The sequence below is a fragment of the Paenibacillus glucanolyticus NBRC 15330 genome, from assembly GCF_004000885.1.
GTDB lineage: Bacteria > Bacillota > Bacilli > Paenibacillales > Paenibacillaceae > Paenibacillus_AQ > Paenibacillus_AQ glucanolyticus.
This window is the reverse complement of the sequence record NZ_BIMC01000010.1, coordinates 106,349-130,771: the sequence shown is the minus strand read 5'-3', so window position 1 is coordinate 130,771 and position 24,423 is coordinate 106,349. Positions and strand designations below refer to the sequence as shown.

Here is a 24,423-nt window from a genome sequence, read left to right as displayed (position 1 = left end):
TTGGATTAAATTCTATAGAACTGTTCTTGATTGTCCGATATACTGTATAGGCGTTTTAGACAACTAAGGTATTGAATGCGTCAAATTGCCTAACAGCTAAATTGAACGTTGATGCAGCGCTAATGCAGTTCATCGTGGGAGGTACAACATATTGACGATTATTGGAATTGATTTGGGTACAACGAACAGTGTGGTAGCAGTTTATTCTCCGGAAGGTGCCAAAATCTTACCGAACGCACTCGGGCAGCATTTGACCCCCTCCGTAATCAGCGTGGACGAAGATGGACAAATTCTCGTCGGGGAAGCGGCACAGCAGCGAATGATAACCCATCCGCAATTGACTGCCTCGGTGTTTAAGCGGTATATGGGAACAAATAAAACGTTTCTCTTGGGCGAACACCAATTTAGTCCGGAGGATTTGTCATCTTTTGTATTGCGGGCCTTGAAGGAGGATGCAGAGGCGTATCTTGGAACGCCCGTTACGGAAGCCGTTATCAGTGTACCCGCTTATTTTAACGATGCACAGCGCAAAGCGACGAAAAGAGCGGGCCAGTTAGCGGGATTGAAGGTCGAGCGTCTCATTAATGAGCCTACAGCTGCAGCTGTTGCTTATGGCCTGCATTTAGAAGAACCGAGCACGCGATTTCTTGTCTTTGACCTGGGTGGAGGGACATTCGATGTTTCGATACTGGAGCGATTCGAAGACCTGATGGAAGTTCAGGCGGTAGCAGGCGATAATTTTCTTGGCGGGGAAGATTTTACGGAACTGCTGATGCAAGAATTCATGATCCGGCAAAAGGAAGGCATGCTTGACCTGGAGGACCCCAAGCTGGCAAACCTGATCCGGAAGCAGGCGGAAAAGGCCAAGCATTCCTTATCCAGGGGAAAAGCTGCGGATATGGAAATTGTGAGCAATGAGGAGCTTCTGCGATGCACGATTACTGCGGAGCGGTTTGAGCTTTTGGCTAAACCCTTATTGGCCCGTCTCCGTCAGCCGATGGAACGAGCGATAAGAGATGCCGCAATACGTCCCTCTGATTTGGATGCGATTATTTTGGTCGGTGGAGCGACTCGCATGCCTATCATTACTGGATTTGCTGCCAGACTGTTTGGCAGACTGCCATCGGCTCATATCGATCCAGACGAGACAGTGGCTCTTGGTGCAGCCATCCAGGCTGGAATGAAGGCAAGAGATGCCGCGTTACATGATATCGTATTAACCGATGTGTGCCCCTATACATTAGGCATAGGCGTTTCAGTAGAGAATGCCTCCGGGTATTTTGAATCGGGTCATTTCAGTCCAATCATAGATCGTAATACGGTTGTGCCCGTCAGCAGAACAGAGAGCTATAGCACGATCCGTGAGAGTCAGAAAGATATGAGCATTGTTGTATATCAAGGGGAAAGCAGGCTAACGCAAAACAATATCAGACTAGGTGAATTTTCGGTCAAACTTCCAGCTTCGCCTAAAGGGGAAGAGGTGGTCGAGGTACGTTTTACATATGATATTAACGGCATTTTAGAAGTGGAAGCCACCGTGGTAAGTACTGGGGAACAATCCCGAATTGTGATTGAGGAGAATCCTGGCCAGTTCTCCAAGGAGCAGATTGAGCAGCGGTTTAAAGAGCTTTCGGACATTAAAATCCACCCTAGAGACCGAATGGAGAACAGGCTTCTGCTAGCACGCGGGGAACGGCTTTATGAAGAATCGCTCGGATCATCACGTGAACAGATTGCCTCCGTGCTTCGCCAATTCGAGGATATTCTCCGCCGTCAGAACGACAGGGAGATTCGTAAAGCAGCGGAGCATTGCAAGGCCTGGTTGGACGAACTCGAAAGGATGACGGATTTCTAATGACAGATATATGGAGTTTTCTTGGCATCCAGCCTACTGAGGATGCGGTACTTATTAAACGCGCTTATATGGCCCGGCTTAAATTTCATCATCCCGAAGAGGACCCTGAAGGCTTTCAGAAGCTTCGAACAGCCTATGATGCCGCTTTAAAAGAAGCTAAGGACATACAAAGACAAACTCAAGCACCTTCGGCAGTAAACGCAGACGCAGATCATCCAGGAGTGTTTGATGATTGGACGGAGGACTCGGTTCATGAGCGGGATTTACCCGATATACAAGAGCAGAATTCCTCTAACAGCCTGCCGGCTGCTTTAGCTAACGAGTTTTTACTTCAAGCTGTCGATCTGTATGATGACATTCAAACGCGAGTGGACGAGGATCGCTGGATTACCCTGCTGGAGGATGAGAGATTCTCGGGCTTCGAAACCAGACAGCGGCTTCAATTCGAGGTATTGCGGCTGTTTGCGGATAGAGCTTGGGCTCCAGGTCCGGTCTGGAGATTGCTGGATGAGACATTCGCGTGGAGCAGCATGGAAATAGAGATGCAGGAGCTGTTTCCCAAGACATATGTGGATTATGTGATGATGCAGCTTGAAGGCTTCTGGGATCTTCGCTATGACTATGTAACAGACAGCATGACCCCGCTGGATGAACTGGAGCAATTTCTGGCTGCCCGATCAAATGCACAGATTTGCTTAGTCCAAGGGAATGTGGAAGGTGCGGAGCACTGGCTTCGGGAAGCCGCTCAGATCATGCCGGGAGAACCTGATCTCAATCGGATGATTGGGGAGCTTTGCTTGCAGTACAGCAATTGGGAGGAAGCCTTCAAAGCCTTCAAGAGGATGGAAGCTTCCGGGAATGCGGAAGTCCATCACAACAGCGACCTGGCTTACTGTATGCTTCAATTAGGAATGCTGGAAGATGCCTATTCCATGTACCAAAAAGTTCTTGTGCATACCCCGGATCATGCCCAGGCTTTGACCGGGGCAGCTCAATGTCTTGAGCAGCTGGGCCGGATCAAGGAGTCAAGAGAGTTATACCTTCGAATCAAGCAGCTATGTCCCTGGGACCTGCATGCTCACACTCAGATAGACACGCTGAATCAGCGGCTTGAGCAGCAAATGAAGATGCGCTTGGAGGTTGAAGATCGACCGGATCAAATGAAAACGTTGGATGAATTGGCCGGTCTGTATATGGAGCAGCAGCAGTATGATCAGGCTGTCGGCGTATGGCTTCAGCTCGTGCAGCTCGGCGAGCTTACAGCTAGGCAGAACTATCAACTCGGCTATTCGCTGCATCAAGAGGAACAATACGAGGAAGCAACCCGATACTACGCTGCTGCCGGCAGCGCAGAGAATAAGGACGAAGCGTTTCTGTTGGAATTACGCTACCAAACAGGGATAAACGCGTACCAGCAGTCGGATTATCCCGCTGCTATTCAGCAGTTTGAACTGGTGCTGGCACTGGATCCCGGTCATCTGTTATCGCTTCGCTACTTGGCAGTCATGTCAAAAGAAGCTCAGCGGTTTGAAGAAGCGGTTCTTTATTATAAAAAAGCTCTGGACATCGAAGACCTTTGGTTTCTTCGTGCAGATCTGGGCAGCTGCTATTATCATCTGGATCAGTATGAGGAAAGTGTGTTTCATTTCGGAAAGGCGAAGCTGGATGATGACAAGGGACAAGAACACTATTTCGAATACGGATCTGCGCTTCGTCTGAACGGCCAGTACCGGGAAGCCGTTCAAATATTCGATGCGGATATAGAGCGGAATAACCATCCCTATGCATATTACAACAGGGCGTTTGCGAGATTCATGCTGAAAGAATTCGAGCTTTGCCGCGCCGATCTGCGGATATTTATGGAGCTTGTTCCTGGTGATTCGCAATTTGATGCCAACTTAATCAGCGGAATCAGCAGCTTTTACCTGAAGGATTGGAATGCTGCGGTCTCTTTTTTTAATGAAATGCTTAAGTATCTGCCATCGGATATGGACAGGGCCCAATACATCAAGCTTTTTGCAGCCGCTCTGCTGGCAGCTCGCAGATTTAAGGAGGTCATCCAGCCATTGGAAGAAGTGCTGCGTCTGGATGATCAGAACGAATGGGCGATGCTGCATACTGTAAGGGTTCATGCCGAATTGCAGAATTGGGACAAGATTGAAGGTAGTCTGGAAACGTATTTTGAGACTTTTGATCTGCAATCCCGAAATCCCTATATCTGGTTTTACGGCGGAGTCTTTTTGTACTATGTCAACAACTATAAGGAAGCAGCGAAGTTTTTTAAACTGGCTTACCAAGGGGGACTCCGCGGAGATACCTGCAGCTATTACAGTCTGGTTCTTTATCAGCTCGGGGAATCGCATGATGCACTTTCGATGGCACGTGAAGCGCTTCAGGATCGTCCGGGGCATGGGGAGTACGAGGAGCGTTTGAAGCAAATGGAGGAGCAAATGAATAAACGCAAAAATCTGTTCGCAAGGTTAGGTCTTCTTCCAACCGCAGCAAATAAACCGGTCGTGCAGAATTTGGATTACCCGGATATTCTGGGAGATCCGCAGCTTCAGAATGAATATCCGGGAGTCGTGATAAAACAATGAGCAGTCATTTAAGTAAAAGCCAGCTTTGGGCGCTAGCGCTGGGAGACGTTCTGCTTCATAACAACAGGGTCCATTTTACATGCCAATATGATCTGGCGCGAAGCGGAGCCGAAGGGGATCGGATTAATCAAGAGGTATTGGTCGACGCATGGGACATAAGGGACGAAAGCTCGGCTTGGCGCGTGTTGAATTGGCTCACGGTAGAGGGTGGGCATCGCGTGAAATTTGATCGTCTCCGTAGTGGTTTGCCACTCATGACGCCACAGCAGCAGAACCGTTATATTTCATCCATACAAGATGAATTCAGTGCAGTCGAATTACTCATCATTCAACGTTATCACAGACACCTGCCAACTGCCGGCATTCTGGCCTGGGATTTGGGACGAGCCGCTTTTATTTGTCATTTATGCATGACGTTTGGTCATATTCAGCAGGAAGAAGCTTGGCATTATCTGATGCAAAACGCACAATTGATTCAGCAATCGTACGCGAGCTGGGAGGAATATGGCATGGCTTATATCATCGGCCGCCAGTTCTGGGCCAAAGAGCTTGAGGATGAGGTAACAGTGGGACATATTCGTCATATCCGCCATTCGCTTAATCAGTCAGACAGTCCTTGGAGGATACTGTCATGGGATATGGAGCTGGAGTTTCAAGCTGCTAAAATAGGCCACTAACCGATTTAGAGTGTCATCTTTATATGTTTACAAGAGCTTGGCTTACCGCCAAGCTCTTTGCATTTAATGTTTCTTTTGCATCAAGCCAGTATCGATTCCATTCGATTAGTCTTAAAGGGTATGAGCACGGTTTTCTCCAGAAGTTGCACCCATAATGACGGAGTCTTTAGGAAGCAGCAGAGCAAACAAACCAAGCAACGGCAGAAAAGCGCACACCCGGATCATCAGTTCGACCCCATGCATATCCATCAGGGAGCCCATGATGACGGAACCAAGTCCGCCCATGCCAAACGACAATCCGAAGAACAGGCCGGCAACCGTTCCGACGTGACCGGGGAGCATTTCCTGGGCATATACGATGATGACGGAGAAGCCTGACATCAGGACGGCGCCGATCATCATGCATAGAATAACAGATCCAACCGGGCCAGCATACGGCAACAGAAGCGAGAAGGGGGAGGTGCCCAGAATCGAAAACCAAATCATTTTCTGTCGTCCAAAGCGGTCTGCCAGCGGGCCTCCCAAAAACGTTCCCACCATGCCGGCTAATTGAAGTGTGAAGATACAGATTTGAGCGTTTTTCAGAGGCAAATGGAATTTGTCCATGTAGTAAAACGAATAATATCCGGTCATACTGGCGAGATAAACAAATTTGGAGAATAACATCAGGATGAGAATTCCAAGCACATAGACAATAAACGGCTTGCTAAAACGGCTATCGTCTCTGACGTTGCTTGAATGCTGCGATACCTTAGCAGGTCTGGTCTGAACCGCATACCAGCGGCTGATCCAGAGTTGAAGTCCGATGCCTATCCCTGCGAGCAGAGTGAACCATAGAAATCCGAGCTGCCCCTGAGGAATGATAATAAAGGCAGCCATCAATGGCGCAAATGCCTGGCCGGTGTTGCCCCCTACCTGAAATACGGATTGGGCAAGTCCCTTGCGCTGATGCATCGCCAGATGGGCTACGCGGGATGATTCCGGATGCAGGACGGAAGAGCCGACACCGATCAAGGCCGCGGATAGCAGAAGATAGAAGAACGAAGGCGATAGAGCCAGTCCAGCCATGCCAAGCAAGGTGAACAACATCCCGAGTGGCAGCAGCAGCGGGATCGGACGCCGATCCGTAACGTATCCGATGGCGGGCTGTAGAATGGATGCGGTGATATTCAGCGTAAACGCGACCCATCCGATTTCTGCGTAGCTAAGCTGCATGTTCTGCTGAAAGAGCGGGAAGACAGCGGGTACGACCGACTGCATGGCGTCATTCAGCAGATGGGCGGCACTGACGCCCAGCAGTACAGCTAACGCTGTATTTTTACTTGTGTCTGCCGCTATGTTTTGTTGTGACATTTCTCCACATCCTTTATTTTTTTTCCATATTAGCGGATTTCATAAGGAGATGTCGTTGTGATTGTTGCTTAGGGGTGGAGCAAATTATGCTATAATCTGCTCGGGGTGAGAACGGATGAGGATCGAGATGATACTTCCACAGCTGGAACTGCATAAGATTTCCAATACATTTGAGAATATGACCCATAAACATGACAATCAATATCAATTGACGATCCCCATGCAGGGAACCTGTTTTTTTACGCACGAACATAAACCCGTAACGCTGTCAGCAGGCGAAGGTCTCATATTACAGCCGCGAGACAGTCATTCCTTTCACATTGAGAACGGAGCAAGCGTGTTAATTATACGAATAAAAACCCTTGATTCGAATAATCAATCCCACCGCATGCCAGAGGAATTTCGATTGAGACAGACGTTCGATATTGGTAAAGTAGCTGATTATTATCAACAATGGGCATCGGAATTACTGGTCCCGGATCGATTGGATCCGATGGCAGTCGATGAAACGGAGTCACGGATTCTGGCGGGCGTCGAGGAACTCCTGTGGGGCGATTCTTCCCGTAAAACCTGCAGGGAAAACCAGCCGGGCCCGGATTTTCATTATTCACGGGTGCTTGAATATATCCATGCACACTACGCCGAGCCGATCAACGTGGATACACTCGCGAGTATGGCGATGCAAAGCCGTTATCATTTCATTCGCTCGTTCAAGTCCATAACGGGATTATCGCCGTATCAATATGTATTGCAGCGGCGTGTTGAAGAGGCCAAAGTGCAGTTGAAGCGAACGGGGAAGACCGTGACCGAGATCAGTTTCGAGCTGGGCTTTGCCAGCACCAGTCAATTTCATAGGGCCTTCTTGAAGAACGTTGGCATGACGCCGGAACGGTACCGCAATGAGATGCGGATCTGAATCGGTCTCCAGAAAGCCAACACTTCGCTCACCACGATCAAAGCTATAAACCGCGTCATATTTCATTTCAATCTGCGCAGTATTCCGCATACAAGGAGTACACTTCCGGCAGAATTTAGCCGCTTCTAAAAAAACAATTGCTTGTCCATGATTCCCGTGATAAATTGATAATGATTATCAATATCAATTATAGGGGTGGATATTCTTTGTATCATTCTGTGTATAAAGTCACAAAATTGTATTTGATTCTGGTTGTGATCTTAGGTGCCGCGCTGCTATTGTCCGCATGCGGACAATCAGGAGGGGGCTCCGCTTCATCCGGAGCAGAGCTAAAATCAAGCTCTTCGACAACCGCGGAGACGGCGCCTTCTTCGAGTGGTGCGGAATCTTCGGACACAGGAGATACGGTCATCTTCCAGGCCGGTAACGGAGACATCGAAGTACCAAAAAATCCGCAGCGCATCGTGGATTTGACGAACTTTTATACCGGTTATTTTCTGGCTATCGGTGTAACACCGGTAGGGGTGTTGGAAGGAGCGACGGAAAATCCATATTTCCAAGACCAATTGGATGGCGTAGCGAATCTCGGCAATGAACCCTCGCCGGAGAATATCCTTCAGTTGAACCCCGATCTTATCGTCACGTTTAACGGAACGGAAGGAATCGATAAGCTCGAACAGATTGCGCCGGTTGTGGCAATCGATTACGGAAAGAAAAATTATAAAGACCAGGTGTTGGATTTCGGCAAATTGACCGGGAAAGAGAAGGAAGCACAAGAATGGGTCGATCAGTGGGAATTGAAGATCAGTGAGCTGAAACCCAAGGTTCAGGCAGCCGTGGGAAACAAAACCGTCTCCATCATTAATCCTTACGCCAAAGGGTTATACGTGTTTGGTCATAACTATGGGCGCGGGGGAGAAATCATCTATAGCGAATTCGGCTTGAAAGCACCGCCTGAAGCACAAAAAGCCGCTATTGACAGCGGTACGGGATGGGCCTCCATTTCACTGGAGAAGCTTCCCGAGTTTACGGGGGACATCATTTTTACCTGTGCATGGTCGGGTGATACGAGTGATCCGAAGGTCGTGTATGACAGCGCCATCTGGAAAGGGCTGCCTGCCGTCATAGCGGGCCATGTGTTCCAGTTGAATCCGAAAGGTGACACATACAACGATCCGGTATCCTTGGAAGCACAGCTTCAATTCATCTCGGACAGCTTGCTGTCGGTCAAATAACCAATCAGCTCTGACAAGTGCCTTTCATGGCCGTCAGGGCTATTTAAATTGGAGAGAGCTGCGAATGACGGACGGCTCTGGATAGATCGGTACTAGCAACTTTGTTATAGCCTTAAGCTATAACTGGATATAGCTTATTCGAGTTACACTATACCGATGAATACATGATATCTTCTTTGTAACAATTTGTATGGGAGTGTTACATAGATGACAAGAAGCAGCGTTTTGGGGTATCCACGAATTGGTGCGGATCGTGAATGGAAGAAAGCGTTAGAAGCGTTCTGGGCGGGGAAGCTTGAAGAATCGGAGTTCCACCAGCAGCTGCAGGAGATTCGACTGAATCATTTACGCAAGCAGCAGGAGAAGGGAATTGATCTCATTGCGGTCAATGACTTCAGTTATTACGATCACGTTCTGGATACGGCAACAATGTTTGGCATTATACCGAAGCGTTTTCCCTATAAGGGCGGCGAGGTGCCTTTGTCCGTTTATTATGGCATTGCACGCGGAACCAAGGATGCTACGGCAAGTGAAATGACCAAGTGGTTTAACACCAATTATCATTATATCGTGCCTGAATTGGATGGAGCGACGCCGGTTCTTACGGAGAACAGACCGCTTGCTGCCTATAAAGAGGCGAAGGAAAAGCTCGGGATTGAAGGCAAGCCGGTAATTGTTGGCCCGTTAACCTTCCTGAAATTGTCGAAGGGATATCAGCCCTCGGAGACGGATGCTTGGCTCAAGAAATTGTTACCCCTTTATGTGCAGATTCTTCAGGAATTGGCACAAGAAGGCGTTCAATGGGTACAGATCGACGAGCCGATTCTTGTCACGAAATTAAGCGATGGCGATCTGCAGCGGTTAAGAACGATCTACGAAACATTTGCAGCTTCGGCTCCTGGCTTGAACATCATGCTGCAAACCTATTTTGAAGCTGTAGAAAACTACCAGGACATCATTCAGCTGCCTGTCAGTGGCATAGGCCTTGACTTTGTGCATGGGCAGACTGGTAATGTCCAAGCCATCAAAGAATCAGGATTTCCTTCGAACAAAGTTCTGGGAGCGGGTGTCATCGATGGACGCGGTATCTGGAAGGCGTCACTGCGCGAGAAACTGACACAATTGGAGGAATTGACCCAATACGTGGCTGCTGAGCGTCTCATCGTTCAATCCTCATGCAGTTTGCTCCATGTACCAGTGACAGTAAACAACGAAACGAAACTTCTTCCCGAACTGAAGGGTGCTCTTGCCTTTGCGGATGAGAAGCTGAATGAACTGGTCCTGTTAACGAAAGCGGTCTCTACAGGCGCAGCCCGGATCGCTGAAGAACTGGAGCAGTCCGAGCTTGCAATTCAGGCGCTTAAGCAATCGGGTGAGCGTAACCGCCATGACGTTCAGCAGGCTGTTGCTGCGGTGAGTGCACAGGAGCCGGCTCGCAGTCTGCCGTTCGCAGAGCGTCACGTCGCCCAGCAGAACAAATGGCAGCTGCCGATTTTTCCGACAACTACCATTGGAAGCTTTCCGCAGTCAGCCGAAGTACGCAAGGCTCGCCAGCTGTGGCGAAAGGGCGAGTGGAATAATGAGCAGTATGAGGGTTTTATTCAGGAGCAAATCGATATTTGGATCAAGCTGCAGGAAGAGATCGGTCTGGACGTGCTTGTGCACGGAGAATTTGAACGCACGGACATGGTTGAATTCTTCGGTGAGAAGCTGGAGGGCTTTGCCTTCACGCAGTATGGATGGGTTCAATCCTATGGCTCCCGCTGCGTAAAACCACCGGTTATCTTCGGGGATGTTGCCTTCGAGAAAGCGATGACCGTTGAGGAAACGAAGTATGCACAGTCCAAGACCAACCGTCCTGTTAAAGGGATGCTGACCGGACCGATTACAATCATGAACTGGTCGTTCGTCCGTGAAGATATCACTCGCGAACAGATTGCATATCAACTGGCTTATGCCCTAAGACAAGAGGTCGAGGCGCTGGAGCAAGCAGGCATCGGAATGATTCAGGTGGATGAGCCTGCGGTGCGCGAAGGACTTCCGCTTAAGGAAGAAGATCAGGCGGAGTATCTGGCATGGGCTGTTAAAGCCTTCCGCATGACCACTTGCACGGTTCAGCCAACGACGCAAATTCATACGCATATGTGTTATTGCGAGTTCCATGACATGATTGATTCGATTGAATCCATGGACGCCGATGTGATCTCCATCGAGACTTCGCGCAGCCATGGCGAACTGATCCATAGCTTTGAAGTCAACACGTACAAGCTGGGAATTGGACTCGGTGTATACGATATCCACAGTCCGCGGGTACCTCGAGTCGAAGAGATGACAAGTATGATTGATCGCGCACTCCGTGTACTGGATCCGAAGCTGTTCTGGATTAATCCGGACTGCGGTCTCAAGACACGCGGTAAGGAAGAGACAGTGGAATCCTTGCGCAACATGGTTCAAGCGACAGAAATCGCTCGTTCGGCTTATTCATTGAACGTATAAATAGAAGGAATGTAGAAACATCTCTGCGATTGCGGGAGGATATAGTTTAGTTGCGATAGAAGCAGGCTGCCACGGCAGCCTGCTTTTTTTTGTTGTATCGAAACGGGTGGACTTTAGATAACAAGCAAGGAAGTCCAGCCAGGGCGGCAGAATGATAGATTTGTTTTGGATTTATATCGAGCAGCACTTTGACACAAGTTGTTGACATCTCGGTAAAATCGTTGTCACATCCAGCGATTATATTCTTCTTATGGAACGAGTCTAGCAAAATAAAAAGAGAGGTATTTCCTGCATAGTTCCATTAACAAAATATGAACCGATCACCCAGAAGGAGGAGCCATGATCCATCACAAGAAACGTAAAAAACCAGCGAAAGTCTTCTATATCATACTTATCGGAATCATTTTCTGCCTAGGATTCAAATTGGCATGGCACACCGGCTCAGCTACGGTGAAGTTAATACCGGCATCATCAGCTAAACATGGAGAGATCTATAAGACTCTTCCTGATTCACCTGACAATCATCAGACGTATCGAATCGCTATCGATCCTGGTCATGGGGGTAAAGATCCCGGTGCTACCGGTGTAAGCGGCGCATATGAGAAGGAATTCAACCTATCCCTTGCCGGGCGGGTGTTTGATATTCTGGAAGAAGACCCCCTGTTTGAGCCATTAATGACACGTATAGATGATCAATTTGTAGAATTGGAAGATCGGGCAGCTATCGCGAATGATTGGAATGCGGATGTTATGATTTCAATCCATGGCAACACGTATACAGATCCCACAACTTCGGGAACGGAAACCCTATATCGGCACGAGGACAGCATTCCGTTGGCTCAAACCCTTCAGAAGCATGTAGTGAAGGGGCTTGGACTCCGGGATCGCGGCATAAAAGAGGAACAATTAAAAGTGCTCGCTACGCCCAAGATGCCGGCAGTACTTGTGGAAGTTGGATATCTCACCAATGCGGACGACGAACATTTGCTCCTGAGCAATGAAGGGCTGGAGCGAGCCGCTCAATCTATTGTAGACGGACTCCGAGACTATTTTATGGGAGAGCAGGGACACTCGGCTGGTCAGCAAACAGATGGCAGCCCAAACGAGATAAGCTCATCCGGCACGAATCAGAATCAGAATCAGTCGATGGAGAAGAAGGTGTATTTTAACGGATCGGCAAAAGACGGTAAGCAGGTCGCATTAACGTTCGATGATGGTCCGGATGCCATCGTTACGCCGCAGATTTTGGATATATTGAGAGAGAACGATATTAAAGCTACTTTCTTTATTCTGGGAGATCGGGCTGCGTCCCATCCTGAGACCGTGCGGCGGATTGTGGAGGAAGGTCATGCCATAGGGAATCATTCCTGGTCTCATCCGAACTTCAAGGAGATAACCATGGAAGAAGCGATGAAGCAAATCAATGATACGCAGGACAAGCTGAATGATATTATAGGCTACCGCCCCTCCTTGTTTAGACCTCCGTATGGCGCTTTGGATGAGGAAAAAGTAGAGGCCATACAAAGTTTGGATTTAGCCATCGTGAACTGGTCCGTGGACACGATGGACTGGTCAGGCTTGCCTGCCCAGGGGATCATGCAGCGAATACACACGCAGTTAAAGCCGGGAGGCATTATTCTGCAGCATACGGCTAATGGTAAGAATCATCTTGCCAACACAATCGAAGCCCTTAAACAGTTGATTCCTGATTTGAAGGACCAAGGTTATTCATTTGTCACTGTACCAGAGCTGCTGCATTTACCGGATACACAGTAGACTCACCACGCTTGCAGCTTATCTAATTTATCATTTGCAGAAGGTATATGCTAAAATCGATTCATTAACAGGTTTAAGGATTAAGAATGGAGACCTCATGAAAAAAACGAAAATTCTCATTATCGAAGACGAGGGACCGATCGCCGATTTGCTTGCGTATGGGCTGGCTATGGAGGGGTTCGAGACCCGAACGGCAGCCAGCGGAGCCGCAGGTTTTAGGGAACTGGAAGATTTCAGTCCTGACCTGCTCTTGCTGGATTGGATGCTGCCGGATCAAAGCGGACTCGATATTTGCAAAAAAGTAACCGCAGATTACAACATTCCCATATTCATGATTACGGCTAAATCGGATATTACGGATAAAGTGCTTGGGCTTGAGTTTGGTGCGGATGATTATATCACGAAGCCTTTTGATTTGCGGGAGGTCGTTGCGCGAATTCGCACCATCCTTAGGCGGCTGGATCAGGCTAACCATGTTGAGAGAGAAGAGGCACAAGAGGTTGTTATCCGGTTTAAATGCATCGAAATCGTAATGGAGGAGCGTCTGGTCAAGAAAGACGGCAGTTTGATTGATCTCACACCGAAGGAATTCGATCTGCTCATGACCCTGTATCGCCACCGAGGGAAGATTTATACGCGCTCGGAGCTGCTTGATTTGGTCTGGGGTTATGATTTTATGGGGGATACGCGGACGGTGGATACTCATATTCAAAGGCTCCGCAAAAAGCTGGATGCCAGCGATCTCATCACAACCGTATTCGGCATCGGGTACAAATTCGAGAAAGTGGCGGAATAAGGGATGCTTCGGACTATCAGAGCCAAATTTATCGTTGGTTTTTTTCTGATCTTCAGCCTTTCTTTCCTTGTGCTCAATCAGACCGTCAAAGAAGTCATACGGACCAGCAATCAGAAGATTGTAACATCCGATTTGGTCGGGCTCAAAAACAATAGCAATGTCTATGTACGGCAAGCTTTTCTCATCAACCATTTCACAAACAACACACTTTATTTCGGGCAGATGGCCGAGGAAATGGTGAAAGACTTGAACCACGCCACTTCAAGTCATGTCAGTGCATATACCGTTGATGGCACGTTATTGTTCTCATCGGACGAGAAGGAATTCACGGGACAATCGAATGAGGATCTCCAGCAAGCCATTGAGGGTAAAACGGCTTATACCATCACTTACGGCCGCGACAGCGGAAGTGTTCTTTATTCCTATCCAGTAATTATTGATGGGGTTAAAGTGGGCATTTTGCGCTTTACTAAAGATTTCACACTCCTCTACGAACAAAGCGGACGCATCATGGATATCATTTTTTACATCGCGCTCGCCATATTCACTGCTGCATTTCTATTCTCCTACATGCTCTCCAGGCATATCACAATTCCGTTGGTGAAGTTAACGCGGGCTTCTACAGACGTTAAGAACGGCAATCTGGATGTCCGGATCCAGTTCCAGCGAAGAGATGAAATTGGCGAACTGGCGTTGAATTTTAATGACATGATAGACCGGATCGGCAGTCAAATTTCCACAATTGAACGAGATCGGGACCGACTGAAGAGTCTGAACGAACAGGAGAAGCGTTTTTTTGACAATGTGACACATGAACTCAAAACACCGCTGACCTCCATTCTTGGTTATGCCGAGATCATCAGGGAAAAGGGGGACGACGACAGAGAGTTCTTCGATAAAGGAATGACGCACATTGTCGAAGAGAGTCGCCGACTGCACAGCATGGTGCTGAAGCTGCTTGAGGTGTCCCAGCACAACGCTCATGATGGTGACCTGGAACTTGTAGATACGGGGGGAATACTTCACGATGTGATTGATTCGATGTCATTCCGAGCCAAGCGTTACAAGAAAAGCATTACCTGTGAAACGGAAGAAGAGCTGTTTGTGCTTGGTCAGCCGGACAGGCTGCGCCAGCTCTTTATCAATCTTCTGGACAATGCAATCAAATACAGCGCATCTCATTCCGAAATCTCTGTCAAGGCCAAGCATATCAACGGGGGCGTTCACTTCCTATTCGATAACCCGGGAGAACCCATCCCCCCGGACCAGCTTGCGAATTTGTTTCAGCCGTTTTTCTCGGGGCCACAAAGTTCCAAGGAAGAAGGGAGCGTCGGTCTGGGACTCAGCATCGTTAAATCCATCGTTGATGACCACAAGGGAACCATACGCATTGTCAGCGAGAAGTCCCATACCGTCGTCTATGTGGAAATTCCTTATGTAAGGGTGGAGAGATCATGATGACATACAATCGAACCGGGTTATGGTGTGTGACTCTCGCCATCCTGCTCTTGACCGGCTGTGCGAATGGACCGAGATCGGAGACCATCATTATACCGAGCAAGGAAGAGAATCATACGGTAGACGAAGGGAGGCGACCATTTCAGGTGAAGACGATATACCGTCTTCCCAATTCCATCACAAATCAAGGTGAACTGCTCGGCTGGGCAACACCGGAGTCTGTGATCGGTCTCTTTGAGGAGGCTAGTCCGTCAGAGGGCTTAAGTCTGCAGTTGCAGCGTCTCTCCGCCCCGTATGAAAGTGTCGAAACGCTTCAAGCCGTGGGCAACAATGCGAGGTATCACCATTTATCTCCGGATGGCAAGACCATTTCAGGGATAGCCAAATCAGCTGAAGGTGCTTCGTTGAAGCTGATTACGTATCCGAGTGGCGAAGAAGAGATGGTGGAAGCTACGACGGATTCTACGCAGCAGCTATTGTTTGAACAACCCACCTGGTCTGTTAATAGCCAATACGTGAGTTATCTCGTCATGGAAGAAGGTAGAAGGCTGGCGAGCATCGGCGTTTATGATACACAAGCCGAGAAGGCCAAGGTTTATCGATTGAAAGGGTTTGATATGGCAGGAGTTCCAATTAAAGCCAAGATTTCGGATGATGGCCGGATGATGCTCATTGTGCTGGATCAGTCCAGCAATGGGCGCATCGTTGCGATGGGGACAATCAATGGAAGCGTGATTGAGCTTCAGTATGAGCATGAAATAGGAAGTGATCAGATCGACTGGCTGAATCATGATCAATTTGTATTCCTGGGAATGGAAGGAACGCTGTACGAATATGATCGCAGAAATCAGGAGCTGTCCATCCTGTTAGAGAAAGTAGACAGTTTCGAGTTCTCCCAGGATCGCAAGTATATTGCCTATTCCCTGAACGGAAAGGATACGATTTATGCAGGCAAGCTTCAGGGTAAAAACATCCTGCACGCTGAACCCATTTATCATGGGATCATCCCGTCGGACATGTACTGGAGTCCAGAACATAACCGTCTTCTTGTGAATGGCCGGAAGACCTATGTGAAACCACGAGTGGTCAAGGAGGCAGAACCTATGGATCTTCGTCCTTTTATAATAGAATTCGAGTAAGGCAAAGACGGATACGAATGTAATAGCATCTTCTCCATGCTGCGGAAGACCGAACGATATCGTTCGGTTTTTCGCTTTTTTTCGTTGACAAATTGTTTACAAGTAGATGAAGTTTTGGCGACATGATCGTCCTATATTGATAGGAGTCCGAAGGATTGGGGATTGGGTATGCCATTTGTGGAGTGGAGGAGCGGTCAGTACCTTAGGACAAAGATGGTTTCGATTTATTGAATGAAGAGGGAGAGTTGAGAAGATGAAACAATTTGGATTATGGTTGACGGTATGCTGCATGATTGTTTTCACATTAGCAGCATGCGGAAACGGCGGTTCAAGCCATGGCGGGACAAGTATCGGAAGTAAAACATCAAAGGAATCGAAAGAGACTGTGCCAGGTGCCGGAGAAGAGAAGGATTCCGATACAGGAGGCAAGAAGACCATTGTGTTCTCGACTTTTTTCCCGGATGAACGGTTTCAAGCTGCTAAGAAAAAATATGAGAAACTTCATCCGAATATTGAAATCAAACTGGAATATGTGCAAACCGATGATGCCCATTTGGAAGCTGAGATGGAGAAATATGTAACAGCGACCAATACGGCGATGCTGGCCGGGAAAGGCCCCGATTTAATTCAGATGGATATGCTGCCTACGGACAGTTACGTGAAGAATAAGCTTCTGGCGGATCTTGGTACGATGTTGGATCAAGATCCAACCTTCAAGAAGGAAGAATACTTTATGAATATCCTCGATGCCACCCGGATAGGGGACGGACTTTACAGCATGCCGCTTGCGTATTTTTTAATGGGTTTTGCTGGCGACGAAGAGGCGATAGCCGAATCCGGCATAAAGGTAGACGACAAGACATGGTCATGGGAAGAGTTTACGGAAACCGCGAATCAGCTGGTGGCTGCAAATACAAACGATTTTTCAACGGCATTGGTGTATGAGGGCCCTGAATATTTGCTGGCCGATATCATATTGGATAACTACTCCTTATACATAAACCGGGCTACTGGTGAAGCCCATTTTGATGAGGACGCTTTTACATCGCTCATGGATCAGGTCAAGACGATGTTTGATGACAAGGTTGTGAATACAGACTTTCGCAGCCAATCTTATTTTAGAAACATCCAAATCAATTCACCGTGGGACTACCTTGTAACCTTACGGGAATATGGCGAAAACATGAAACTGTTCATCAAACCGCATGCCTCGGATACGCCGGCCGGAGGTTATTTCCGGACCTATCGGGATATTGCGATCAACGCGAACTCCAAGGTGCAAGCGGAGGCATGGGATTTCATCAAATTCATGATGTCGGAGCCAACACAGACACCACTGGAGGCGGCAGGTTTTCCGATTAATAAAAAGGCATTCGCCCATCTGCTCAGCCAGTTGAAGGAACAAGGAAAGGTGCAGGCATACAAGGAAGGGCCTCTGCAAGGAGAAATCTTCGAAGTTGACGGCGCCATGCTCGATCGACTGGACAGCTTTGTTAACGGTGCTATCCACCAAGTGGATTTCAAGTCGGATAAAGTACGCGATATCATCGTTCAGGATGCCGTTGCCTACTTCACCGGTCAGAAATCAGCCGATGATGTTGCCAGACTTATTCAGAATAAAGTGACTACGTATTTGAATGAATAAGAAAACGGTACGAACGCTGCTGCGGAGCGATGGTTTCAAGGCGATCGGGTTCCTGGCTCCAAGCCTGATCGGCTTCGCGATTTTCTATCTCCTTCCGTTCCTGATGGGCATCTATGAATCCTTTACGGATGGAACGCACGGCGGTGCTTTTGTTGGACTCGATAATTATAAGGAGGTAACGGGAAGCCTTTCTTTTCGCAAAGCCTCCATGAATACGCTGCTCTTTACCGGCGTTGGCGTCCCGCTGCTCATCATGTCCTCACTGGTTCTGGCTTTGCTGTTGAATAAGTCCCTGTACTTGCGCAATTGGCTCCGCAGTTCGTTTATCCTGCCCTTGGTTGTACCGGTCGCCTCCATCGTCATGTTCTGGCAAATTTTCTTCGACTGGAATGGGACTCTGAATGCCTGGCTGCATCATTTCCATAAAGAACGGATCGATTGGATGCAATCGGATGGGGCTATGAGCATCATTGTCCTGATGTATGTATGGAAAAATATCGGCTATAACATGATTTTATTCTTGGCAGGACTCCAAGCCATTCCCAAAGATTACTACGAGACGGCGCAAATCGAAGGTGCGGGAAAATTACGTCAATTGTTCCATATTACGCTTATCTATTTGACGCCAACGATGTTTTTCGTTGTTCTTATCTCAATCATCAATTCTTTTAAAGTCTTTCGAGAGATTTATCTGCTTGCAGGTGAATATCCATATGATCGCATCTATATGATGCAGCATTACATGAACAACATGTTCTTCTCTCTGGATATTCAGAAGCTGACAACTGCTGCTACTGTTATGGTTGCTTGCATCGTGATTCTGGTAACAGGGCTGCTTAGCATAGAACGACGATTTCGCGATAATTTGGGTTGAGCGGGGAGGATCATCATGAATAAAATACAGTGGATGTCCAAGCTGCTGCTGACGCTGCTGCTCGGTGGGACAGCCATCCTGATGCTTGTGCCAATCCTGCTTACCTTGACAAACTCCCTGATGACGGAGCAAGAAATCGGGCGGAATTACGACCTGATCGGTCAGATGATTGACGTTGGCCAAGGCGGCAGAGATCGATTCATCAATCTGAAAATCGTTCCGGATTGGATCTCTCTCGGCCAGTATGCCGAAGTACTGATCTTATCTGCGAAGTTTCTGAACATGTTCTGGAATTCTGTCGGCTTGGTGGTACCGATCGTGGTCGGACAGACAATGGTCGGCTCACTTGCCGCATATGCCTTTGCCAGGCTCCGATTTCCTGGCAGGGACAAGCTGTTCATGATCTATCTGATGACGATGCTCATGCCGTTTCAGGTGACTTTGGTTCCAAATTATATGGTTATAGACAAGCTGGGGCTGATGAATCATACTTCTGCGATCATATTGCCGGGCATCTTTGGAGCGTTTGCTGTCTTTATGATGAGGCAATTTATGGCGCATATCCCGGGAGCTTATTCCGAGGCTGCCATGATGGACGGAGCGGGACAATGGGTCATCTTTTGGCGGATCATTCTGCCACTTGCGAGGCCTGGACTGGCAGCGCTGCTGGTTCTATTATTTGTGGATTACTGGAATATGATCGAACAGCCGCTTATTTTTCTGCAAGATGCTTATAAACAGCCGCTGTCGCTATATCTTGCACAGATTAATAAAGAGGCGCTTGGCATCGGATTTGCGGCATCGGCATTGTACATGGCCCCCGTGATTCTGCTATTCCTGCATGCGGAGTCCTATTTTATTGAAGGCGTTCAATTGTCTGGCATCAAAGGTTAGTTTAAGTGGCAGGAGTGATTCATATTGGAAAAAGGAACGACCCAAGCGAGAAAACGCAAACTCAGCCTGATTGCCGGTTTGTTTACAGGTCTGCTGCTTGTGCTTACTTTTGCGGGTAACACCATACAGAACTTAACGCTTCCTCATGTAGTGACTGCGGTGATAACCAAGGGCTCGCTGGATCATTCTTATAGCAGCCGATCAACGGTACATCCGAAGGAGGTGAGAGAACTCGTAAACCCGTCCGGTTGGAAAGTTGAGAAGGTGCTTGTTACAAAAGGGGAAACCGTGCGCAAAGGCCAGATTCTTGTGCAATATGACGGCAGTGAGGTTAAGCAGCAGCTTGCTGTGGAGCAGTCCGCTCTGAAGAAGCTGGAACTGTCTATAGAACTGCTTGAATACAATATCATGCATGCGATGCAGGAGGAAGATGAAGCTCTTCGTATTAGCGCCTCTACCGCGTTCGAAACAGCAAAGATCGATATAGCAGCGCAAGAGCAGCATATCGAGAACCTTAAGCATACCCTTTCCGTCAATCAGCAGATGGAGGCTCCGTTTGATGGCATTGTTGTAGAAGTCGGTGCAATGGATGGTTTAAATTCCACCGGAGCACCCGATATAACAATGACCAACCTGGCAAAAGGATATGGGCTCGAACTGTCGATCCCGTTGCAAATCGCTTCCATGTTTGACGTCGGTGATGTTCTGGATCATATCATGTTGGATGATAAGGAAGAGAGAAGGATTACAGGCGAGATAGAAAGGATAGCGGAAGGAATCAACTCACCACTTGCAAATGCTGACGATGCTGCTGAGAATTCAACCAGTACGATGTCTCGAATGTGGATTAAGCTTGAAGAAGAGGGGTTAACCGGAGGGGAACAAGTGAACGTTAATTTAACAACAACGGGTACGGATCAGTTCCTCATACCGAATCAAGCGGTGCATAAAGACAGCGAAGGCGCTTATGTATTCACCCTAAACGAATCGCAGGGCCCTCTCGGAAATACTTATTATGCTGTACGTACGCCGATTCAGATCTCTGATTCCAATGACCATACAACGGCCGTCAGCGAAGGGTTGTTTGATCAGCAGGAAATCGTAGTGGATAGCAGCGGACTCATCATAGATGGGACTCGTGTCAACATGTATAACCAGCTCTAAGAATGGGGCGCCTTGCCTATCAATCCTAAAAATAAGATTGACAGCGTTACACAGAGATGATAAATTATCCGGCAAAAAGATGGAAAACAGGAGGCTGACGCGCGAATGTCCTTTGATCCGTTGTACCATCCCTATCCCACCTATCGCCTGCCCGTGTATGCTAACCGGGGCATGGTCGCTACTTCACAGCCGCTTGCCGCCGGCGCGGGGCTCGACATTCTTAAGCGCGGCGGCAATGCCATTGACGCAGCTATTGCAACCGCGGCAGCCTTAACGGTCGTTGAGCCATGCTCGAACGGGATTGGCGGAGACGCCTTCGCCCTAGTATGGACGGAAGGCAAGCTGCACGGTTTGAATGGCAGCGGTCCATCGCCTGCCGGGATTTCGATTGATGCCGTGAAGGCGCTTGGACATACCGAAATGCCGCGCTATGGGGCGATTCCTGTCACGGTTCCGGGCGCGCCTGCAGCCTGGGCAGAGCTTTCCCGTACATTCGGCAGGCTGCCGCTGTCCGAGACGCTGGAGCCAGCTATCCGCTATGCGGAGGAAGGGTATCCGGTATCGCCGACGGCAGCCGGCAACTGGAATTCCGCTTTTCGGCGGTACAGCACCGCATTAACTGGTACGGAATTTAAACCTTGGTTTGACTTGTTTGCTCCGAATGGAAGAGCGCCTGAGGCAGGGGAAGTATGGCGTTCGCCTGACCATGCCAACACCCTGCGTCTCATCGGCTCGTCAGAAGCAGAGGAGTTCTATCGGGGCGTGCTGGCTGATACGATCAGCGAGTGCATCTTACGTTCCGGCGGCTTTCTGACAAAGGAAGACCTGGCTGGATATAGACCGGAGTGGGTGGAGCCGATATCGGTATCCTATCGCGGCTACGATGTGTGGGAGATTCCCCCGAACGGCCAAGGACTTATTGCACTTATCGCTTTAAACATGTTGAAAGGCTATCCCGCTAGTTCCCAGGAATCGCCTGAAGCCTATCATCGGCAGATCGAAGCGATGAAGCTGGCGTTTGCAGACGGCAGCCGCTACATTACGGATCCATCCAGGATGTCCTGCGATCCATATGCATTTCTCACCGAGGAATACGCAGAACAGCGCCGCAGGCTGATTGGCAGCGAGGCCTTATGGCCGGAAGCCGGGGAACCCCGAGGCAGTGGAACCGTCTATTTGGCGACTGCGGATGGAGAGGGAAACATGGTTTCCTTCATTCAGAGCAATTATACAGGGTTCGGTTCAGGCTTGGTTGTCCCTGGAACCGGAATTTCATTGCAGAACCGGGGACTGGAGTTCTCTCTGGATGATACCCACGCAAACCGGCTGGAGCCGGGCAAACGTACGTATCATACCATCATCCCGGGGTTTCTTACGAAGAACAGCCAAGCCATTGGAGCATTTGGGGTCATGGGTGGTTATATGCAGCCCCAGGGACATGTGCAGGTTGCCATGAACTTGATTGATTACGGGCTCCATCCGCAGGCGGCATTGGATGCTCCGAGATGGCAGTGGGTGAAGGGGAAGACCGTCATGGTTGAGCCGCATTTTCCGATGCATATGGCTAGAAGGCTTGAGCGGATGGGGCATGAGGTGCAGGTCGCTGCTGATTTCAGTTCTTTTGGCAGAGGACAAATCATCTGGCGAGACGAGAAAACCGGTGTTCTTTGCGGAGGAAGCGACGCCCGAACGGATGGTTTTGTTGCAGGATGGTAGTAAGCTTCATGAACATCGGCGCATGATTGCTTCATTTTACATACCTTAACAATTATGGGCGTTCCTGCTCCTGGATTATGATACAATGATGGAAACAAATGATCCGTATCATGGAGGGAGACATGAGGGATAGATTAAGTGACAGACCACAATGGCTGAGCCATTCAGCAGGGGCTCGTGATGAGTGACAAATCTTGGCGTATTTTTATTATGGTTGTTGCTCTGATTATTTTATCGGGGGTTCTCTACTCAGCACTTCAATCGGTAACTTCTTTTCGGGAGCTGGTGCCTGACCGGTACAGCGATACCCAGAAGATCAGGGATATCAGTATTGGGAAATTCGGTGACCGCTGGGATGACATCCAGAGGGTGGAAATTACGGATCCTGACATGATTGTTCGCATCATGAACAATTTTTCCGAAGTGAAATTAATAAGAACAGAGAATTACACGATAGGTACGTATTACTATATCAGGATTAATTACGAACACACTCTCCTTACTATAATGTATACGGAACCTGATAATATGCGGATCGACCTTAATCAAGGCACCCAGCATAAAAGATATTCCTGGACCTATAAGATCGCAAGCCCATTCGATCGTTCCATCATTGAAGACCTGTTCAAGTAGCTGAAGAAAGTGCATAGGAACCGCGTGAATTCGCGGTTTCTCTGTTTGTATACCCAATCTGTCGCTCTATCAAAAAGAAGAGAGCATGTGTGTACGCAGGTTGGTTATGCTCTTGGTAAACGAATCACCGAATGGACGTGCCCAAAATTTCGAGGAGGGGTTCAGAACCATGAAGGAGAAGGTTATGCAGGCGTACGAGAAGCTGGCAGGAGATTACGAGAGACATGTCGATAAGCAGAGTGGGCATAATGCATATTATGAGCGGCCCGCGATGATTGAGCTGCTGCCGGGGGACATGAGTCAGATGACGGTTCTTGATGCGGGATGTGCAGCAGGCTGGTATACGGAGCATATGCTCCAGCAAGGGGCCAGGGTGACTGCGATTGATCTGAGCCCGGCCATGGTCGAAGCCTGCAAAAGGCGTGTCGGTGATCAAGCGACGGTATTGACGTGCGATCTAACAGAAGCACTGCCGTTTGAGTTTGAAACCTTTGATCTTATTGTCAGTTCATTGACGCTTCACTATATCGACGATTGGGCACCGACATTTCGTGAATTTGAGCGTGTGTTAAAGCCAGGAGGGACTTTGATTTTCTCCGTCCATCACCCCTTCATGGACTTTCAACATTTTAATCGTCCGGATTACTTTGCCCATGAATTACTGTCAGAGGTTTGGAACAAGCAGGAATCCGGCCCTGTAGAGGTCACTTTCTATAGAAGACCCATGCAGGAAATTATAAACGCCACCTCCTCCAGGTTTGGAATAAAACAAATCGTCGAGCCGCAGCCGAGTCCTGTGTATAAGGATCACCCGGAAGCGAGGGAATGGTATGGCAAATGGTATGATCGCCTTATGGCTAATCCTCATTTTCTGATTGTGAAGGCTGAGAAATCGTCATAGTGCATGAATTGAACCATGATCCTAACGGTTTACCATTCATGGTCATGTAACATACTTGTGTTGCGAGTTTGCGATCGTTTGATTTTGAGTACTGGGTTAACATCGACGCGCTGGATCAAGAGGACAGCAAAATCGATAATTATTTACCCTTGGAAGAAACATGAGTCAGAATCCATCTGAAAACAGCTCCAGATGGGGAGAAAACACATATAGATTAATCAGGAACCGCGTAAATCGCGGTTTCTTTTGTTTGAAATATTTTAAACGGAGTCCGTTTTGCATGTGCTGCTTTGTTATA

18 protein-coding genes are annotated in these 24,423 nt (G+C 48.4%); 17 read left to right on the top strand and 1 reads right to left on the bottom strand.

Annotated elements, in window-relative coordinates:
- Nucleotides 1-151 precede the first annotated feature (151 nt).
- The 3 genes from PGL02S_RS16025 to PGL02S_RS16015 are packed head-to-tail and all read left to right on the top strand — an operon-like array spanning nucleotide 152 to nucleotide 5,129.
- Entirely contained in the window at nucleotides 152-1,855 is a 1,704-nt protein-coding gene (locus tag PGL02S_RS16025) for a molecular chaperone HscC (RefSeq protein WP_036638247.1), read from the top strand.
- Nucleotides 1,855-4,452 (top strand): J domain-containing protein, encoded by a 2,598-nt coding sequence (locus tag PGL02S_RS16020; protein WP_036638245.1) that lies wholly within the window; start codon nucleotides 1,855-1,857, stop codon nucleotides 4,450-4,452. The genes PGL02S_RS16025 and PGL02S_RS16020 overlap by 1 nt, the downstream gene beginning before the upstream one ends.
- Nucleotides 4,449-5,129, top strand: coding sequence for a DUF1266 domain-containing protein (locus tag PGL02S_RS16015; protein WP_063456003.1), 681 nt, complete (start codon nucleotides 4,449-4,451; stop codon nucleotides 5,127-5,129). The genes PGL02S_RS16020 and PGL02S_RS16015 overlap by 4 nt, the downstream gene beginning before the upstream one ends.
- A gap of 111 nt (nucleotides 5,130-5,240) precedes the next feature.
- Here the strand turns inward: PGL02S_RS16015 and PGL02S_RS16010 are convergent, their stop codons facing one another.
- The gene (locus tag PGL02S_RS16010; protein ID WP_036642767.1) at nucleotides 5,241-6,482 is read right to left on the bottom strand and encodes an MFS transporter; all 1,242 of its coding nucleotides are present in this window, start codon (nucleotides 6,480-6,482) and stop codon (nucleotides 5,241-5,243) included.
- Nucleotides 6,483-6,609: 127 nt separating this feature from the next.
- On the opposite strand from PGL02S_RS16010, the gene PGL02S_RS16005 reads away from it, so the two are divergent.
- The 14 genes from PGL02S_RS16005 (at nucleotide 6,610) to PGL02S_RS15940 (ending at nucleotide 24,125) form a co-directional block, all read left to right on the top strand.
- Nucleotides 6,610-7,398 (top strand): AraC family transcriptional regulator, encoded by a 789-nt coding sequence (locus tag PGL02S_RS16005; protein ID WP_051449290.1) that lies wholly within the window; start codon nucleotides 6,610-6,612, stop codon nucleotides 7,396-7,398.
- 218 nt (nucleotides 7,399-7,616) lie between these two features.
- Nucleotides 7,617-8,633, top strand: coding sequence for an ABC transporter substrate-binding protein (locus tag PGL02S_RS16000; RefSeq protein ID WP_244892262.1), 1,017 nt, complete (start codon nucleotides 7,617-7,619; stop codon nucleotides 8,631-8,633).
- A gap of 207 nt (nucleotides 8,634-8,840) precedes the next feature.
- Nucleotides 8,841-11,129, top strand: a complete 2,289-nt coding sequence (gene metE, locus PGL02S_RS15995) for a 5-methyltetrahydropteroyltriglutamate--homocysteine S-methyltransferase (RefSeq protein ID WP_036642764.1) — start codon at nucleotides 8,841-8,843, stop codon at nucleotides 11,127-11,129.
- 339 nt (nucleotides 11,130-11,468) lie between these two features.
- Nucleotides 11,469-12,905, top strand: a complete 1,437-nt coding sequence (locus PGL02S_RS15990) for an N-acetylmuramoyl-L-alanine amidase (protein WP_036642762.1) — start codon at nucleotides 11,469-11,471, stop codon at nucleotides 12,903-12,905.
- A gap of 97 nt (nucleotides 12,906-13,002) precedes the next feature.
- Nucleotides 13,003-13,701: a response regulator transcription factor gene (locus PGL02S_RS15985; protein WP_036642760.1), complete on the top strand. Its 699-nt coding sequence runs from the start codon at nucleotides 13,003-13,005 to the stop codon at nucleotides 13,699-13,701.
- Between the two features lie 3 nt (nucleotides 13,702-13,704).
- Entirely contained in the window at nucleotides 13,705-15,159 is a 1,455-nt protein-coding gene (locus PGL02S_RS15980) for a sensor histidine kinase (RefSeq protein WP_036642758.1), read from the top strand.
- Complete coding sequence (locus PGL02S_RS15975; protein WP_036642756.1) at nucleotides 15,156-16,298, top strand: hypothetical protein; 1,143 nt, start codon at nucleotides 15,156-15,158, stop codon at nucleotides 16,296-16,298. The genes PGL02S_RS15980 and PGL02S_RS15975 overlap by 4 nt, the downstream gene beginning before the upstream one ends.
- A gap of 253 nt (nucleotides 16,299-16,551) precedes the next feature.
- Nucleotides 16,552-17,943, top strand: a complete 1,392-nt coding sequence (locus PGL02S_RS15970; RefSeq protein WP_036642754.1) for an ABC transporter substrate-binding protein — start codon at nucleotides 16,552-16,554, stop codon at nucleotides 17,941-17,943.
- Complete coding sequence (locus PGL02S_RS15965) at nucleotides 17,936-18,817, top strand: carbohydrate ABC transporter permease (RefSeq protein WP_006209977.1); 882 nt, start codon at nucleotides 17,936-17,938, stop codon at nucleotides 18,815-18,817. Before PGL02S_RS15970 ends, PGL02S_RS15965 begins: the two co-directional genes overlap by 8 nt.
- Before the next feature lie 15 nt (nucleotides 18,818-18,832).
- Nucleotides 18,833-19,711: a carbohydrate ABC transporter permease gene (locus PGL02S_RS15960; protein WP_036642752.1), complete on the top strand. Its 879-nt coding sequence runs from the start codon at nucleotides 18,833-18,835 to the stop codon at nucleotides 19,709-19,711.
- Nucleotides 19,712-19,735: 24 nt separating this feature from the next.
- On the top strand, nucleotides 19,736-20,875 hold the full coding sequence (locus tag PGL02S_RS15955; RefSeq protein WP_036642750.1) for an efflux RND transporter periplasmic adaptor subunit: 1,140 nt from the start codon (nucleotides 19,736-19,738) through the stop codon (nucleotides 20,873-20,875).
- A 105-nt stretch (nucleotides 20,876-20,980) separates the two neighbouring features.
- Nucleotides 20,981-22,591 (top strand): gamma-glutamyltransferase family protein, encoded by a 1,611-nt coding sequence (locus PGL02S_RS15950; RefSeq protein WP_006209983.1) that lies wholly within the window; start codon nucleotides 20,981-20,983, stop codon nucleotides 22,589-22,591.
- A gap of 180 nt (nucleotides 22,592-22,771) precedes the next feature.
- Nucleotides 22,772-23,224 (top strand): hypothetical protein, encoded by a 453-nt coding sequence (locus tag PGL02S_RS15945; protein WP_036642748.1) that lies wholly within the window; start codon nucleotides 22,772-22,774, stop codon nucleotides 23,222-23,224.
- Between the two features lie 169 nt (nucleotides 23,225-23,393).
- Nucleotides 23,394-24,125 carry a class I SAM-dependent methyltransferase gene (locus PGL02S_RS15940; RefSeq protein WP_036642747.1) on the top strand — a complete coding sequence of 244 codons (732 nt, stop codon included), beginning with the start codon at nucleotides 23,394-23,396 and terminating at the stop codon, nucleotides 24,123-24,125.
- Nucleotides 24,126-24,423 lie beyond the last annotated feature (298 nt).